We start from the raw sequence: 18,896 nt of genomic DNA, 5'->3' as shown, positions 1-18,896 counted from the left end.
AATGATCGATCTGAAAACATTTGAAGTATGGTTCATTACCGGGAGCCAGAATTTATACGGAGAGGAAACACTTAAAAAAGTTGCCGAGCACTCGCAGGAAATAGCTAAAGGAATTGACGGCGCAGCCAATATTCCAGTGCGTGTGGTATACAAACCTGTTGTTAAATCAACCGAAGAAATTTATAACACCTTACAGCAAGCTAACGTTGCCGAAAACTGTATCGGTGTTATTGCCTGGATGCATACTTTTTCGCCTGCCAAAATGTGGATCAGGGGTTTAAGTATTCTTAAAAAACCGATGCTGCACCTGCATACCCAATATAACCGCGATATTCCATGGAGCTCAATTGATATGGACTTTATGAACCTGAACCAAAGCGCCCATGGCGACAGGGAGTTTGGTTTTATGGTATCACGTATGCGCATTAACCGCAAAGTAGTTGTTGGTCACTGGCAGGATAGCGAAGTGTTGAAAGACATTGAAAGCTGGACCCGCGCTGCCGCCGGGTGGTACGATTGGCAGGGTGCAAAATTTGCCCGCTTTGGCGATAACATGCGTTTTGTTGCGGTAACAGATGGCGATAAGGTTGAGGCCGAACTGAAATTTGGTTTCTCGGTAAATACTTACGGTATTGGCGACCTGGTTGCGGTGATCGAGAGTGTAACCGATGCTGAGGTTAACACCCTGATTGATGAATACGAAACTACCTATAACGTTGCCGACGACCTGAAAAAAGGTGGCTCGCGTCATACTTCGGTTTATGACGCTGCCAAAATTGAGCTTGGTTTACGCAAGTTTTTACAGGATGGCGGCTTTAAAGGTTTCAGCGATACGTTTGAAGACCTGCATGGCATGATCCAGTTACCGGGTATTGCCTCACAGCGTTTAATGGCCGATGGTTACGGTTTTGCCGGTGAAGGCGACTGGAAAACTGCTGCTTTAGTACGTGCCTTTAAAGTAATGGGTGCAGGCCTGCCAGGCGGTAACGCTTTCATGGAAGATTATACTTATCATTTCGACCCAAACAATGCGTTGGTGTTAGGCTCGCACATGTTGGAGGTTGACAGCAGCTTAGCTAACGGCAAAGCATCGTTAGAGGTGCATCCGCTTGGTATTGGCGGCAAGGCCGATCCTGCACGTTTGGTATTTAACGTAGCCGGTGGCGCAGCCCTCAATGCATCAATTGTAGATATGGGCAACCGTTTCCGTTTGATCGTTAACGAAGTTGAAGCTATTGAGCCGGTTGAAGACCTGCCAAACCTGCCGGTTGCAAGAGTGCTTTGGAAACCACTGCCGGATATGAAAACCGGTTGCGCAGCCTGGATTTACGCTGGTGGTGCTCACCATACTGCTTACAGCCAAAACCTATCTGCCGAGCTGATCAATGATTTTGCTGATATGGCCGGTATTGAGTTTTTACGGATTGGTAAGGATACTAAGCTTGATCAGTTCAGGAACGAGATCAGGTGGAATGATGCGGCTTATAAGTTGTAGCGAAGCAAAGATCCTCAGGGTCCTCTATGAGAGACCCTGAGGGGACTAAAAAATAAAAATGTCATTGCGAGGAGCGGTGAAGGGATTGTGTAAACGGGGCGACGTGGCAATCTCGTAGCAATGCATGGCCACTTTGCAGTGTTAATAGCATGACTACGAGATTGCCGCGCTACGCTCGCAATGACATGGTTAAAGTAACGAATACAACGCGTTAGGGATAGAAGCGGATACCGGCCACGTGGTTAAGGCCTGTGCAGTATGAGCGGATAGCCCGGCCGCAGGAACGCCCTAATTAATATATTGATTAACAAAAACTAAAAAGATAACCCTGATAAAACAAATACATAGCCTATTAATAATGGGTATTACGGCTATAACATTAACAGGAAGAAGTAAACTAAACTAAACCAAAAGCAAACTAAACTAAATTTTAAACCAAATAATGAACAAATTTTCCACTATCGATTACGTGATCTTCGTAATCTATTTTATTGTAGTTACGAGCTACGGGTACTGGGTATACAGTCGTAAAAAGGTCAAAGGCGTATCTGATAGTCATGATTTTTTCCTGGCCGAGGGTTCACTTACCTGGTGGGCTATTGGTGCGTCGCTGATTGCCTCGAACATATCTGCCGAGCAATTTATAGGCACCAGCGGACAGGGTTTTGAAGTAGGACTTGCCGTTGCTGCTTACGAATGGGTTGCAGCTATTGCGCTCATTATTGTGGCCGTTTGGTTTATTCCTATTTTCCTGAAAAATAAGATATTCACCATGCCGCAGTTTTTGCATAACCGTTATAACGAAACGGTGAGCTTTATTATGGCTATCTTTTGGTTATTGCTATACGTTCTGGTGAACCTTACCTCGATACTTTATCTCGGCGCTTTAGCTATTAACAACCTGATGGGTGGCGGCTACCTGCATGAGATCATCATCGCACTATCTATTTTTGCCCTGTTCATTACCCTTGGTGGTATGAAGGTGATTGGTTTTACCGATGTTATACAGGTTTTGGTATTGGTTATTGGCGGTTTGGCTACTACTTACATAGCGCTTACCCTGGTGAGTGAACATTTTGGTTTGGGTAAAGACGCCATGGCTGGTTTAAACAAAATGATGAGCGATGCGCCTGATCACTTTAAAATGATGATGGCTAAGCCTAAACCGGGAGCGCCGCAGGAAGAGATCAATAAATACCTGGCCCTGCCTGGTATTGCGATGTATTTTGCCGGTCAGTGGATAGTAAACCTTAACTACTGGGGATGTAACCAGTATATCACCCAGCGTGCACTTGGAGCCGACCTGAAAACTGCCCGTACCGGGATTTTATTTGCCGGTTTAATGAAGCTGACTATGCCTGTAATTGTGGTTTTACCGGGTATTGCCGCTTACGTATTATACAAGAACGGTGCTTTACATCAGGAAATGGCTTCGGGCGGACATTTTAAAATAGACAATGCTTATTCTGCCATTCTCGGCTTTCTGCCTACCGGCTTAAAAGGCCTTTCGGTTGCCGCGCTTACGGCGGCTATTGTGGCATCGCTGGCAGGTAAAGCTAATAGTATCTCTACCATTTTTACACTGGATATTTACAAAAAGCACATCAATAAAGAAGCTGGTGAAAAAAGCATGGTAGTTTTTGGAAGGCTTACTATTGTAGCTGCCCTGGTATTCTCTATCATACTTACCTGGAAAGACCTGTTGGGTATAGGCGGCGAAGGTGGTTTTACCTTCATTCAAAAGTATACCGGCTTTATCAGTCCGGGGATCTTTGCTATTTTTATTTTAGGTTTCTTTTGGAAGCGCACTACAAGTGCTGCAGCCATAGCAGGTATTTTAACAAGTTTCGGCATGTCGGTTCTGTTTAATAACTACGCGCCTAAGCTGTTCGGTCACGAAACCTTCCTTTACACGGCATTCCCTAACGGTAAAGGTGGTTATGAGATCCCTTTCCTGATTTGTATGGGCCTATCATTCCTGTTCACAATGATCGTGACAATAGGAGTAAGCTTAGCCGGACCTAAAGTTAATCCTAAAGCGCTCGAAATTCCGCGCACTATGTTCAAGGTTGAGAAATCGACCATGGCATTAATTATAGTTACACTTATACTGCTTACCATGCTTTATGTGAAGTTCTGGTAAATAGTTGAAATATTTGATTTTTGAATAAGAAAGTCCCGCGCGAGGCGGGCTTTTTTTAATTAATATTTTAAGTGTTTTTTTAACAATTATAAATTAATTTTTATACATTGGTCTCACTGATTGCTAACCATCAGTTAAACCCAATTATTTATTCCGGAAATTATAATAGTTAAACAGCAATGCTTTAAAAAGGCAAGCTAACAACCTCAAATTATGAAGAATAACAAGAATTTACTAATGATGTTAAGCTGTTCGGCAGCGCTTTTTGCGGCTTGTAACGGTAATCCAAAAACAACTGATTCAACCGTGAAAGATTCGGCATCAACAACCACTCAACATGTACCTGATTCGGCCAATTTTGAGGCTGATTTACAGGGACAAAAAGTAAAACTCTTCACCCTGAAAAACACCAGCGGCGCTACTGTGGCCATTACCAATTATGGCGGCAGGCTGGTAAGCTTGTTAGTCCCCGATAAAGACGGCAAAGCTACCGATGTTATTTTAGGTTACGACTCGGTTAAAAGTTATCAAAAACGTGGAGAACCTTATTTTGGTGCTATCATTGGCCGTTATGGTAACCGGATAGCTAAAGGTAAATTTACGCTTGATGGCAAAGCTTATCAACTGGATATAAATGATGGTGTTAATACCCTTCATGGCGGCTTTAATGGCTTTTATGGCAAGGTGTTTTCGGCTAAGCAATTGAGCGCTTCGCAGCTGGAACTTACTTATGTTTCAAAAGATGGTGAAGGCGGTTATCCCGGTAATTTAACTGCAACCGTGGTTTATACTTTAGGCGATGATAATTCACTTAAAATAGAATATAAAGCCACTACCGATAAAACCACGGTCGTTAACTTAACTAATCACGCCTATTTTAACCTGAACGGTGCGGGTAGCCCAACCATTACCGACAACGTATTACAAATAAATGCCGATGCATTTTTGCCCGTGGATACCACACTTATCCCAACCGGCAAGCTGCAACCGGTTAAAGGCACGCCCTTTGATTTTACTGTATCAAAAACTATTGGTAAGGACATTGGCACCGCCGATGAGCAACTGAAAAATGGCAAAGGTTACGATCATAACTTTGTACTGAACAAACATGATCTTACAACCCCAATAGCCACGGTTAAAAGCACTGTTACCGGTATCACTTTGGAAGTATTTACTGAAGAGCCTGGTCTGCAATTTTACTCGGGTAACTTTTTAACCGGCGCAACCAAAGATGGTAAAGGCGGTAAAGCTTATCCGTACCGCTCGGCATTTTGTTTGGAAACCCAGCATTTTCCGGATGCGCCAAACCAGGCAGCGTTTGCTTCAACCGTGTTAAAGCCGGGCCAAACTTACCATACGGTTACCATTTACAAATTCTCCAAATAAATAAGCTATGTTAAAAAGAGCTTTTTTAATGCTGTGTACTGCCGGTACTTTTACCGCGGTACATGCGCAAACACAATATACTATTGCGGCAGATAAGGTGAAGGCACACATTCAGCCTACTATGTATGGGATCTTTTTTGAGGATATTAACCTTGCTGCCGATGGTGGTGTATACGCTGAATTGGTAAAAAACCGTTCGTTTGAGTTCAATATGCCTTTGATGGGATGGAAAGAACAGAAAAAGGATGGGGGCGATGGCAGAACAGAGGTAATTAACCGTGCTGTTGAACGGCCGGAGAACGCGCATTTTATAAAAAGCTACATCACAAGCGATGCCGGTTTTTACGGTTTCTCAAATGAAGGGTTCCGCGGGGGGATGGGCGTTAAGGAAGGCGAAGAATACAGCTTTTCGGTGATAGCTAAACAGGAAGGCGATACCAACGTAAAGCTGAACATTGAGCTGCACGGCGATAATGACGCCATTATAGGTAACGCCGAGCTTACCCCAACCGATAAGGAATGGAACCGTTACAGCGTGAAATTTAAGTCAAGCGCTACAACTCCCAAAGCACAACTATATGTTTGGATGAGCGGCAAGGGCGTTATTGATCTGGATATGATCTCCCTGTTCCCCGAGCATACCTGGAAAAACCGTCCTGGTGGTTTACGTGCTGACCTGGTACAGAAGCTGGCGGATATAAAACCCGGTTTTTTACGTTTCCCTGGTGGTTGTATTGTGGAAGGTCGTGAATTGAACAACCGTTATCAGTGGAAAAAAACTATAGGTGCAGTTGATAAACGCGAGAATATCATTAACCGTTGGAATACCGAATTTAAGCATCGTCCGGCACCTGATTATTATCAAACTTTCGGTCTGGGCTTTATGGAGTATTTCATGACTGCCGAAGATATCGGTGCGTCGCCTTTGCCGATCTTGAATTGCGGTATGGCCTGCGAATTTAATACGGCTGAGCTGGTGCCTTTGGATAAGCTTGATCCTTATGTGCAGGACGCGCTCGACCTGATTGAGTTTGCCAATGGCGATGCCAGCACCAAATGGGGTAAGCTGCGTACAGACCTCGGTCACCCGGCACCGTTTAATTTAAAAATGATTGGTGTGGGTAACGAGCAATGGGGACAGCAATATGTTGACCGCTGGAAAATTTTTACCAAGGCTATCAAAACAAAATACCCGAATATCAAGATCGTATCGGCATTAGGGCCATCGCCTGAAGGAAAGGAATTTGATCTGTTAAATACAACATTCCGCAGTTTGGGTGCTGATATTTTAGACGAGCATTATTATGCGCCGCCAAAATGGTTCAGGGATAATGCCCGCCGTTATGATAATTACGACCGTAAAGGCCCTAAGATCTTCGCTGGCGAATATGCGGCACAAAGTGTTGCAACAGTAAGCCCGCAAAATAAAAATAACTGGGAGTGTGCACTTTCTGAAGCTGCATTTATGACCGGCCTGGAGCGTAATGCCGACGTAGTGAACATGGCCTCATATGCCCCGCTTTTCGCCCATGTGGAAGGCTGGCAATGGACACCAAACCTGATCTGGTTTGATAACCTGAAAAGCTATGCCACGCCGAATTACTATGTGCAGCAATTGTTCTCGCTAAACAAAGGCACCGATGTAGTGCCGCTTACCCTGAATAATGAAGCCGTGGCCGGGCAAAATGACAGCTACGCCACCGCCAGTTTAGACAAAAACACGAACGAACTGGTGATCAAATTTGTGAATACCAGCACATCGGCACAAAACGTGAGCTTTAAAATTACAGGTTCAAAAGGTTATCAAAAACAAGCTACCGTTACTACGCTGAAAGCTGACAGTAAAGACGCTGAAAATTCATTGGCCGCGCCAACAGCTGTTAGTCCTGTTGAAAGTACTGTTGATATTTCAGGCAATACCCTGAAGCTTGCAATTGAGCCATACTCGTTTAAAATAGTAAGGCTTAAAAATAAATAACCGTTGAAAAAGATCTTTCTGATCATATCCTTATTGTTCCCGGGCATTGTAAGTAATGCCCAGGAACTAAGGACTGATATATCGGTGCACGACCCGGTAATGACCCGGCAAGACAGTACCTATTATATCTTCTGTACAGGTAACGGCATCGCTATGTGGTCGTCGGCAGATAGGGTACAATGGAAGGCGGAGAAACCTGTATTTGCAGCAGCGCCGCAATGGGCAGTTGATGCTATCCCCGGTTTTAAAGGCCACATCTGGGCACCGGATATTTCACTTTATAAAGGCACTTACTACCTGTTTTACTCGGTATCGGCTTTTGGTAAAAACACTTCGGCCATTGGGGTAGCAACAAACACGACGCTGCATACCGATGACCCGGCCTATAAATGGGTTGATCACGGTAAAGTGCTCCAATCCATCCCCGGTAAAACCAACTGGAATGCCATCGATCCGAACTTAATTACGGATAATGGCGGTACGCCATACCTTGTTTTTGGTTCGTTTTGGGATGGCCTGAAACTGGTAAAGCTGAATAAAGACAGGCTAAGCGTTGCAGAAGATCTTGATAAGATCCCAACTATCGCCACCCGGCGGAAGGTCATATCAGAAAACCTTCCCGCTGTTGATGGTAACCCGGTTGATGCGGGCGGTAATGCTATTGAAGCTCCGTTTATTTTTAAACATGATAAATACTTTTACCTGTTTGCCTCGATAGATTATTGCTGTAAAGGGCCGAAGAGTACCTATAAAATGATCATCGGCCGCTCAAAAAACCTGAAAGGTCCGTATCTGGATAAAGAGGGTATTGCTATGAACAAAGGTGGCGGGAGTATCCTGCTGGCAGGTGATGCCAACTGGTACGGCGTAGGGCATAATGGTGTAAGTACTTTTGATGGGGTTGATTATATCATCTTCCACGGGTATGACGCTGCGGATAGGGGGATCTCGAAGTTGAGGGTAGAGAAGCTGGATTGGGTTGATGGATGGCCTGAGGTGGGTAAGTGAGTTAATAATGCAGCCCGTGAGGACACGGGATAAAGGAATGGAAAAAGAGGGCCGGGCATTGCGATTCCCTCCCTTGGGAGGGTGTAGGGAGGGGTTTCTTCACCACGCATATTCCTTGGCAAACCGTACAAACCCCTCCCCGCCACTACACTCACCTGCCGCACCCCTCCCGAGGGAGGGAATTGAAAAGGCTTGTTGGCCTCCGCAGGTTAAGCGTCCACGCTTACACACCTGAAATAACTAATAACGTGAGCGTGGACGCTCACATTTTGTATTATTCAAGCGTGGACGCTTGAACATGCGATAGGAACAATATGAAAATATTAAAAAAATTAATCGTGTTAGCCATAGCTGTTGGTAGTTTAGCCTCGGTCAAAGCCACTCCACGTGATACCACTTTCCACGCCGATGGTAACCCCATCATCAAACATAAGTACACTGCCGATCCGGCGGCTATGGTTTACAAGGACAAGGTTTACCTGTACACAGGGCATGATGAGGCGGCACCGGGCCATAACGGTTATACCATGCACGACTGGACCTGCTTTACTTCAACCGATATGGTGAACTGGACAGAGCATCCATCTCCACTGAATGTTAAAGAATTTAAGTGGGCAAAGGCCGATGCCTGGGCTTCGCAGGTGATAGAACGAAACGGTAAGTTTTACTGGTATGTGGCTGTTGAACATGGCACGATTCCAGGTAAAGCTATCGGTGTGGCGGTATCTGATAGTCCGCTGGGTCCTTTTAAGGATGCCCGTGGCAGCGCTTTGGTTACCAACGATATGACCAAAGCTGTAAAACATTCCTGGGATGATATCGACCCGACTGTTATCATTGATAAAGATGGACAGGCCTACCTGTTTTGGGGCAATGGTATTTGCTATTATGCCAAACTTAAAAGCAATATGACCGAACTCGACGGCGAGATCAAAACCATCACCCTGCCGCATTACACCGAAGCGCCGTGGATCCATGAACGCAACGGTTGGTACTATTTATCATACGCCTATGAGTTTCCCGAAAAAATAGCCTATGCCATGAGCCGGAACATCAATGGCCCCTGGGAGTATAAGGGGATTATCAATGAGATTGCCGGTAACTCCAATACCAATCACCAGGCTATTATTGATTTTAAAGGCAAATGGTATTTTATATATCACAATGGTGCGCTGGTGCCTGATGCAGGTAGTTTTCACCGTTCGGTTTGTATCGATTATCTGTACTACAACAAAGATGGCAGTATTAAACGTGTGATAATGACCAGTGAAGGAGTGAAACCGGTGAAGTAGTGCGCGTTATTAAATTATTTATTACTGTAGAGATGCAATTATGCGTCTCTACATTTTATTGTCCTAATAGCCATAAAGGCCCATCCTAAATTTGTTGATAAAAGACTTACGAAGTTTTTAAACTTCGTAAGTCTTTTATAAGGGAGTATTTAGGCTTTCCTCTTTCTACCATTATAACTTGTAATCGTTACATCACCAGCATTGCCATCTAACTCCAATACCCTTGATGATTGCGACAAATACGTTGATCCATAATAAAACTCAACATGCTTTTTACTGCCGTTTTTAAGCGTGATATCGGCATAAAAATCATCAGGGTTTAATTTGATGTATCGCTTACCAATGTTAACACCGGTACTGCGGAATACCTTAAGGCTGTCCTGATTTTGCGTAGCTATCAGTAAATCACCTTTGGGTGATTGTATACTTGCCAAACCTTTACCATCCCCCGCAACATAAATACCGCTGTTGGCTACCGATAACGAAGCAAATCCCCCTTTTCCATTGCCTTTCATGTATAAACCCATAAAGGCGTCATGACGGCCGGTAAAAGGTTCCATGCCGAAGTCGTTGCCAACCATTACAAGGTCGAGATTACCATCACGGTCAACGTCTTTGGCTATCATGCCATAAACCGGAGCCATCTGTGCATTTTGCGGTAGTGCACTGATACTAAAAGTACCAGTGCCTTTACCGGTGATAAGGCTGGTGTTCATATCTGTAGCTTTAAGGATGACGGCACCTTCTTTATCTTTTTCAGCCCACAGGTCATTCATGGTGGCATGCCCAAAACCACGATAGCTTGGATATTTTTTACGGATGGAGATCAGCTGACTGATCAGGTCATCGCGGGTATGCATAGGGAAAGGTTTCTGTGAGCCGTCCTCATCTTTCATATAGCAAAATATCATGGCATCGAATGAGCCGTTGCCGTCAAGGTCTTTACCCATAATGGTCATAGGTTGTTCAAATGATGCTTTGTAATTTGAGTTTTGGCCGAGGTTACCGGCTACGTAGTCTACGTTACCATCGTTGTTGAAATCACCGGCTACAATGCTATTCCACCAACCTACATGATCATCGATGCCGGATTTGATCTTGCTGAAACCATGCCCTGTGTTTTTGTAAAAGGTAATTGGCATCCATTCGCCAACAATTACAAGATCAACTTTACCATCCTTGTCAAAATCCGACCATAAGGCATCGGTGATCATGCCGCCATGGATCAAATCTGGGCAAAGTTCATTGGTAACATCTGTGAATTTCCCGCCGTCGTTCCTGAGCAGATGGCTAACCGGCGATGAAGGGTAGGCCCCCGAAACCGACCTTGAGCCTACGAAAAGGTCAAGATCACCATCGCCATCAAAATCAGCAGCACGAACGCATGAGCCGTTATCGTATTCAACAGGCACGGCTGCGAGGTCGCGGGTAAAGTGGCCTTTTTTATCGTTGATGTAAAGCCTGTCCTGCGTGGTTGTATGGCCTTTTTGAAATTCGTAACTACCGCTTGCGATGTAAAGATCCGGGAAGCCATCGCCATTGGCATCAAATAACAAGGCGCCCATGTCCTCCTCATCTTTGATTTCTTCGTTTACAAAGCGATTGTTATCCATAGTAAAATGACCGCTGGCATCCTGAATGAAAAATACTCCTTTGTTGCCTGCCGATCCTCCCACAAAAAGATCATCATAGCCATTGCCGTCCACATCGCCAACGGCAATACCAGGCCCGTACTGGCTTAACTTGTGTGGAAGCGTAGGCTGGATATTGTAATCGATAGCGTCTTTTTCCTGGTGTACATATTTTATGCCCGATTGGTTGTTAGCAGGCTGAAACACCGGGGTAACTTTGCCGGGTGCTTCGGGCGGGAAATAGCCGGAAGCATTTTTGTATTGCAGTGTAAGCGTTTGGTTTGCCTTTACATTGGTAAGTAACTGGGTTTTACCATCGGGCCAGCGCACCCGCAGCGAATCGACAGTAGTTGATGAACCTATACCGAAATGTCCGCGGGCGTCGTCTGTACTCATATAGCCGCGGCAGGGTTGCTGATCATAAAATTGCTGGTTGTCTTTATAATAAACTCGTATTGTAGCGCCAATGCCACCAATATTTTTACTGTCACCCTGCAGCGCAACGGTAAGGTAGTTATGATCTTTGGATACCTGTGTTTTGCTGTTGGCAGTGTTTTCATAAACAAAGGCATCATCATCGATATTGTTGATCACCAGGTCAAGATCACCATCATTATCCAGATCGGCATAAACGCCGCCGGTTGAAAAGGTAGGTTTCACAATTCCCCAATCTTTGGATTGATCTTTAAACAGATATCCGCCTGCATTTCTGAAAGCATAGCTCGGTGTTTTTACTACCGGGAATGAATCGGCAGCCGCCAAAGTAGTATTTTCCTTAACGGTACGGCCCTGATCATTACTGTACAGGGCGTGGTCAAGGTCTGTTACGTCGCGAGGGTATCCGTTGGTGATCATCATATCGCGGTAACCATCGTTATCAAAATCGGCTACGAGGGGCGTCCAGCTCCAGTCGGTTTGATAAACACCGGCCTGGTAGGCAATCTCGCTGAATTGCGGGTGACCAAGCGGTGTTTGCCCCTGGTTAAGCTGCAGCACATTACGAATGTACTGGTGCTCATATTTAAACTTGGTATTATTGATGTAGGTGATATAATTATCGCCAACCAACATGGTTTTTTTACGGACGTTCTCTTCGGGCAGCATCTCTAAGGATACCAGGTCGGCCTTGCCGTCATTATTGATATCAACCATATCCGAACCCATTACCGACCAGCCCGTGTGTTTAAAATACTCTCCTGCGCGATTGCTGAATGTTCCGTTTTTATTGTTCACCCACAGCAGATCGTTTGATATAAAGTCGTTACCTACGTACACATCCGGCCAGCCATCGTTATTTACATCGCATATGGAAACCGAGTTACCAAAGCCTTCAATCAAAATACCTGCCTCTTTGGTTACATTGGTGAACGTGCCGTTACCATTGTTACGGTATAGCCGGTCATTATTCTGGGCGCTCCCATCGGTTAATTTTGGGCGATAGGCAACCGGTGTTTCCTTGCCTAAAAAATTGGTGAGCAGGTACATGTCCAGATCGCCATCATGATCGTAATCAAAAAATACGGCCTGGGTACTGTAGCCGGTATCCTGCAGTCCATATGCTGCTGCCGACTCTTTGAAAGTCGGTATGCCGTCTTTGTTATTTCTTTGGTTAATGTAAAGCAGGTTTTTGCGATGGTTGGGGTCACTTTTAAACGACGAGCATACGTAGATGTCCGGCCAGCCATCATTGTTTATATCCACTACTGATACCCCTGAGTACCAGTCGCCATTACCGGCTACACCGGCTGCATCGGTAACATCTTTAAAGGTAAGTGCACCCTTATTGATGTATAATTTATTGGCAACCATGTTACCCGCAAAGTAAACATCGGGCAGACCGTCGTGATTAAAATCGCCGATACCAACACCCGCGCCATTGTACAGGTAGGGATGATTGAGGATGTTGATGCTGTCACTTTCGGTAATGGTATTTTTAAAATCTATACCTGTTTGTGATGCATCCAGCAGTTTAAACAGCGTTGGCCCAGATGATTTTTGGGAGCATCCGGCACCTAAAAACAATAACAATAAGGCAGATAGCTTAAACGCTTTGGGTAAACTTTTTATCATGCAGAAATGGTTAATAATTGATTGATGGTTTATGCCTTGGTTAAGCTTTAACTTATTGGTTATAATGCAACAAGCCACTGTAAAGAAAACAGATTTTATAATTCCTGATTCTGCAAATTGTATCAAAAGTTAGTTATTTACTATCGGCTCATACTTAAATATTTATTAACTGTTAGCTTTGATCTGAACCCTGTTTTGAGGGGTAAACCAATTAAACTGATCAATCCCTTCCTGTTCATCATGATGAAGAGACTATACTTTGCCCTTATCGTTATTATAACCTGCTCATCATGCGGTAAAAAAAGCTGGGAAAAACCGGCCGAAAATCCGGATTTTATTCATCGGTCTATAAAAGATGTTACTGATGTGGTACGGCATGATATTTATTCGCCGCCGGTTGCAAGCCGGATTTATGCCTATATCAGTGTAGCGGCATACGAGGCTTCACGTAATGGAGATAATCATTACCAGTCGCTTGAAGGGCAGTTGAAAGGACTCGACTCGGTACCTAAGCCTATCGCCGGTAAAAAATATTGCTTTACGCTGTCGGCATCGCATGCTATTTTAACCGTTGGCAAAATCCTGGTGATGAGTGAGGGTAGGATTGAAGGTTTCCATGACAAGCTGATGCAGGAGTTTAAAGACACCGGGATGCCCGATAGTGTGTATAATAATTCGATAGCATACGGTAAACTCATTGCCGACAGGATCATTAAATGGGCGGGTAAGGATAATTATAAACATACCCGCTCACTGTCAAAATACGATGTGCAAACCGACGATGCCAGTTGGAAACCTACACCGCCGGCCTACATGAAAGGCATTGAACCGCACTGGAACGAGATCCGCCCTTTTTTACTCGATTCGGCACAGCAGTTTAAACCATCACATCCCTTTACTTTTAGTAATATTCCCGGCAGTAATTTTTACAAGCTGGCTATGGAAGTATACGACACCGGCAAGCACCTCACTGATGACGAGGCCACCATTGCTACTTTTTGGGATGATAACCCCTTTAAAGTGAATATCAATGGCCATACTATGTTTGCCACCAAAAAGATCTCACCGGGCGGCCATTGGATCAATATCACTGCGCTGGTATGCCGTAAAGCAAAGGCCGATTATATGCGGAGCGCTGAAGCGTATGCCAGTATAGCGGTGGTTATTGCCGATAGTTTTATAAACTGCTGGGACGAAAAATACCGAAGCAAGGTAATCAGGCCCGAAACTTATATTAATCAATATATTGATCAAAGCTGGATGCCGCTGCTGCAAACGCCGCCTTTCCCCGAGTATACCAGCGGGCATAGTGTTGTATCTACTGCTTCGGCGGTGGTGCTGAGCAAGCTATTTGGTGATGAATTTCCTTTTATTGATTCAACAGAAATGGAGTTTTCTATACCTGCGCGTAACTTCAAATCGTTTAAAGCCGCGGCAGAAGAAGCAGCCATCAGCAGGTTTTATGGTGGCATCCATTATATGCCATCTATAACTAACGGTGTTGATGAAGGTGATAGGATAGGGCAGTTTGCTTTAACTAAACTGCATACGAGGAAGTAGCTGAAGAACTCTGATTCAATTCAATAAACCGCTATCGGCTGTGCGAAGTCTCTGACTTCGCACGATTATGCTTGTAGTCTTCAGACTACAGTGGTTTCATGTAGTTACAAACTACATGCATATTGGATTCGAAGTCAGAGACTTCGAATAGCCGTGAGACGCTTGACCCTGCGTACTAAACCTGCTTCACCTTACTCCGCTTAGCCTGCTGATACTCCGTAGGTGTAGTACCAAACTGTTTCAGGAAGTTGCGGCCCAGGTGCGATTGTGAGCTGTAACCCACCATGTTGGCCACTTCATAAATCTTATAATCACCTTCTTCCAGTAATTGGGCAGCGGCTTTAAGGCGGGTGATATTGATGAGCTCGTTAATGGTAAGGTTTGAGATAGCTTTAACCTTACGGTACAGTGTTGGCTTGCTCATGTTCATGAGGTTGGCTATCTGCTCCACATCAAGCTCGGCATTTTGAATGTTTTTGTAGATAACCCCATTAAGCTTATCCAAAAAGCTTTCATCGGGTTTTGAGTAAGCCATCGACTTGATATGCGCCAGCGGCGAGCTTGCAAAATGTTCCCTGATTTTATTGCGGTTGATAAGCAGGTTTGCTATCTGCACCTGCAAATGCTCGGGCGAAAACGGTTTTTCGATATAAGCATCCGCGCCAACTTCCAGGCCTTCAATTTTACTTTGGAGGGTGTTTTTTGCAGTAAGAAGTATGATGGGGATATGGCTGTAATCAAAATTGGTTTTAATGGTTTTGCATAGTTCAAACCCATCTATCCCGGGCATCATTACGTCACTTATAATAAGCTGGATGTTCTCAATGCCTATCATATCCAGCGCTTCCTGGCCGTTAAGGGCTTTAATAACCGAATATTTGTCGCTCAGATCATCCGAAATAAAATCAAGTATTTCCGGGTTATCATCCACTAAAAGTATAACTGGTTTCATAAAGTCAATATTCTCCTCTCTGTTACTTAGGTCTGCCTGTTCATATTCATCGGGGGTAATATGCAGGTCGAATTCTTTTTCCTGGTGTACAGGCAAAGTAAGGTTAAATATATTAAAATCGTTAATAGATTTATTCAACACCAGTAAACCTTTATGCAGTTCGGCAAGTGAACGCGACAAGGAAAGCCCTATTCCCGTACCAATTTGCTTTTCTGATTCTTTCATCCTGAAGAAAGGCTCAAAGATCTTTTCACGCATTTCATAAGGGATCAGGTGCCCGTTATTCCTTATCTCGATAGTAAAAGTAGGATCGTTGACGGGGTGGTCAAGCAGTTCGATCTCAACAACAGAGGTACTGTATTTGATGGCATTATTGATCAGGTTGCTTACAATTTTAGTGAATGCTTCAATATCAACATAGGCATAAACAGTTTTAACCGGGTGTTTAAAGGTATAGCTGAGGTTCTTTTGTTCGGCCATGGGTTTAAATCTAACAAACGTATCGGCAAGCATATCGATGATATCGGTTTTAACAAAGCTGAGGCTAAAACCATTGGTTTCGGTTTTCCGGAAGTCAAGCAGCTGGTTGGTAAGGTCAAGGAGCCGGTTGGTATTCTTTTCCATGATCTTCAGGTTGTTTTGAATCTCCGGAACATGCTCGGCTTTTTTGATCACTTTTTCCATTGGCCCTTTAATAAGGGTTAGGGGTGTACGGATTTCATGGGCCACGTTGGTGAAAAATTCAATTTTAGCATTGTAGATCTCTTTTTCCTTATCATTTTCAAGGGTTTCGATAATGCGTTTGTTTTTTTCGCGGGTTTTGCGGTGGTAGCTTCTGAGCAGGTAATAGCCTGTTAATAAAAACAATATGCAATAAGCAATGTATGCCCAAATACTTTCCCAAAAGGGAGGGGCTATATCAATTTCAAGGCTTGTTTCTTTTTGGTTCCAGATGCCGTTATTATTTGCCGCCTTTACTACAAAGGTGTAATGACCGGGCTGTAATTGGGTAAAGTAAACTTTACGATTGCGTTTAAGTTCGGTCCAGCCCTTATCCAATCCTTTCATCATGTATTTATATTGGGTCATTTCGGGCGATGGAAAACTCAATGCCGCGAAATCAATACTAAATGAAGATTGGTTATAATTAAGATTGATTTTTTTTGTGCTGATGATAGATTGCTTTAGCAACGAATCGGCGCCATTAACAGAGATCTCTTTATTGTGTACCTGGAAACCGGTTATATAAACCGGGGCCACAAAGTGGTTTAACTTAAAATTGGCAGGGTTAAAGCTAACCATACCACGTACACAACCAAAGTACAGCGTACCGTCGGCATCCTTAAAAGATGAGTTGTAGTTAAACTGATCACTTAACAAACCATTTGCTTTTGTATAAATTTTTATGCTCCCGCTATCATGGTTAAAACAAACCAGGCCGCGTGTAGTGCTGATCCATAAGTTTTTGTGATTGTCTTCTTCCACCCTGAAAATGTAATTGCTTGGAAAGCCATTATTGCTGTCATAAAATTGATAAGTATCAGCATCCGGGTCATATCTCCATAAGCCCAGGCCTTCGGTAGCAAACCATAATTTATTGCTGCTATCCTCAAAAACGCCATTAACTGTGGTAGTGTTAAGCACATTTTTAACCGGGTACCGGTAGTTTAGTTTAGTGCTTGTATTATTAGCCGGGTTGTAACAGTAAATGCCATCCCGTACAGTACCTACCCATATTTTACCGTTATGATCTTCGGTCATGGCATAAACGAAATCATACGGAGGTAATTTATCTATCAGGGTAAAATCCTTAGTTGCTAAATTGTACCTGTACATGCCGCGGGTGGTACCAACAAAAATGGACCCGTTACGGGTTTTACAAAAGCAAATGATGAAGTTACTTTTAAGGTCGTTACTTTGGTTCCCGGCCAGGTAAACGCGCTCAACTTTGCCGGTTTTAATGTTCATGATATCCAGGCCCCGTTCAAAAGTGCCTACAAACAGCTCATTGCCTATGGGTAATATGCCGTGAATGTTAGTATTGGAGATGGTGGCATTTCCTTTGGGATAGTAATGGGTCCAGGTATGTTTATCAGGCGCTAATTTGTTAAGGCCGTTATCTTCAGTCCCCATCCACAGGTTGCCGTACATGTCTTTACTAATTTCACGCACTACGTTTCCTTTAAGCGAATTTGGCTCGGTGTCGGGATAAAATTTGTTAAAAGTTGAATATTGTTTAGGATAATAATTAAGGCCGCCAAAGTAAGTGCCTATCCAAACACCACCTTCCGAATCTTTAAAAAGGCAATAAACAGCATTATCTGATATGGAATAAGGATCATTGAAATGTTTTCTGAGATTAAGGAACGTTCCCTTTATTGAGTCGTAAATAAACACGCCCGATTCTGTTGCTATCCAGTATTCGGTATCACTGTATTTCAAAAAATCACGTACGTAAAGCGCCGTTTTATCCGGATTGTAGTTAAGCAGGTCTTTGTATGTACCGGTTTCGGCATCAAACTCCTTAAAGCCATGACTGTTGGTGGCTACAAATATTTTGTTATTGCCGGCATAATAAATCTTCTCTATAAACTTTGATGTAACCTTATCTGTTGGCTTAAACACATTGTAAGCTGTAAAGGTGCGGCTTGCCAGGTCCAGTTTCTCCATAACGCCCGATGAAGAAGATGTCCAAACTGTACTATTAATGATAACTACAGATGTAGCCTCAAAGTGCTGCCAGGGCCAGTAATCGGTTTTTTCGCCGGTTTGGGTATTGTACCTTATTAATGAAGCACCGGCTACAAACCAGCAGTTATTATGTTCATCAAAAGTGATGCTGCGCACGCCATTAATGTTTGCCGGATTTACATGTGCAAATGTTTCGGATTGCGGATCATATTTATCCAGCCCTTCATCGGTGCCTATCCAAAGTGTACCTTCCTTATCGAGGCACAGGGTATGCACCATATTGTTGGAAATGGTGCTTTTATCACTTGGGTTATGCCTGAATGTTTTAAAGGTATAACCGTCAAAACGGTTAAGCCCGTCTTTGGTGCCAAACCACAAAAAACCGCGCTTATCCTGCAGGCTGCAGTAAACGGTATTATGCGATAAACCATGTTCAACCTGGTAATGCCTGAAGTAGTAAGTCTGGGCATTACACATGCCGCATGATACTGTAAAAAGGAATAAAAATATGTATAGTGGTTTCAAAATAATTAGCTTAAAGCAAATATAACCAATCTGTTGCAGCGTTTTCACCCTCCTGAAAATTGATACTTTTCGACTAAGTATTGATATGATTTGGTTAATCGCCGGGGGCAAAATCCTTTTTCTTTACAATATGATTTTAGATATGTCAATTCTACATTTTTAAAA

9 protein-coding genes are annotated in these 18,896 nt (G+C 43.7%); 7 read left to right on the top strand and 2 right to left on the bottom strand.

Annotation, left to right across the window (positions count from 1 at the left end; translation table 11 throughout):
• The first annotated feature begins 1 nt into the window (after position 1).
• The 6 genes from araA to ACFFGT_RS15295 all read left to right on the top strand — a co-directional run bounded on the left by araA (position 2) and on the right by ACFFGT_RS15295 (position 9,302).
• Positions 2-1,495, top strand: coding sequence for an L-arabinose isomerase (gene araA, locus ACFFGT_RS15320; protein WP_377023408.1), 1,494 nt, complete (start codon positions 2-4; stop codon positions 1,493-1,495).
• A 442-nt stretch (positions 1,496-1,937) separates the two neighbouring features.
• The gene (locus tag ACFFGT_RS15315) at positions 1,938-3,638 is read left to right on the top strand and encodes a sodium:solute symporter family transporter (protein ID WP_377023407.1); all 1,701 of its coding nucleotides are present in this window, start codon (positions 1,938-1,940) and stop codon (positions 3,636-3,638) included.
• A gap of 213 nt (positions 3,639-3,851) precedes the next feature.
• The gene (locus tag ACFFGT_RS15310; RefSeq protein WP_377023406.1) at positions 3,852-5,024 is read left to right on the top strand and encodes an aldose epimerase family protein; all 1,173 of its coding nucleotides are present in this window, start codon (positions 3,852-3,854) and stop codon (positions 5,022-5,024) included.
• A 7-nt stretch (positions 5,025-5,031) separates the two neighbouring features.
• On the top strand, positions 5,032-7,002 hold the full coding sequence (locus tag ACFFGT_RS15305; RefSeq protein WP_377023405.1) for an alpha-L-arabinofuranosidase family protein: 1,971 nt from the start codon (positions 5,032-5,034) through the stop codon (positions 7,000-7,002).
• A 3-nt stretch (positions 7,003-7,005) separates the two neighbouring features.
• Positions 7,006-8,010: a family 43 glycosylhydrolase gene (locus tag ACFFGT_RS15300; RefSeq protein WP_377023404.1), complete on the top strand. Its 1,005-nt coding sequence runs from the start codon at positions 7,006-7,008 to the stop codon at positions 8,008-8,010.
• A 314-nt stretch (positions 8,011-8,324) separates the two neighbouring features.
• Complete coding sequence (locus tag ACFFGT_RS15295; protein ID WP_377023403.1) at positions 8,325-9,302, top strand: glycoside hydrolase family 43 protein; 978 nt, start codon at positions 8,325-8,327, stop codon at positions 9,300-9,302.
• Between the two features lie 149 nt (positions 9,303-9,451).
• Here the strand turns inward: ACFFGT_RS15295 and ACFFGT_RS15290 are convergent, their stop codons facing one another.
• The gene (locus ACFFGT_RS15290) at positions 9,452-13,003 is read right to left on the bottom strand and encodes a VCBS repeat-containing protein (RefSeq protein ID WP_377023402.1); all 3,552 of its coding nucleotides are present in this window, start codon (positions 13,001-13,003) and stop codon (positions 9,452-9,454) included.
• A 240-nt stretch (positions 13,004-13,243) separates the two neighbouring features.
• On the opposite strand from ACFFGT_RS15290, the gene ACFFGT_RS15285 reads away from it, so the two are divergent.
• Positions 13,244-14,563 carry a vanadium-dependent haloperoxidase gene (locus ACFFGT_RS15285; protein WP_377023401.1) on the top strand — a complete coding sequence of 440 codons (1,320 nt, stop codon included), beginning with the start codon at positions 13,244-13,246 and terminating at the stop codon, positions 14,561-14,563.
• A gap of 175 nt (positions 14,564-14,738) precedes the next feature.
• Here the strand turns inward: ACFFGT_RS15285 and ACFFGT_RS15280 are convergent, their stop codons facing one another.
• A complete protein-coding gene (locus ACFFGT_RS15280; RefSeq protein ID WP_377023400.1) occupies positions 14,739-18,731 on the bottom strand; it encodes a hybrid sensor histidine kinase/response regulator transcription factor in 3,993 nt (1,330 codons plus the stop codon).
• Positions 18,732-18,896: the final 165 nt, after the last annotated feature.

Source organism: Mucilaginibacter angelicae, from assembly GCF_042434235.1.
Classification (GTDB): domain Bacteria; phylum Bacteroidota; class Bacteroidia; order Sphingobacteriales; family Sphingobacteriaceae; genus Mucilaginibacter; species Mucilaginibacter angelicae.
This window is presented reverse-complemented; position numbering and strand designations above follow the sequence as displayed.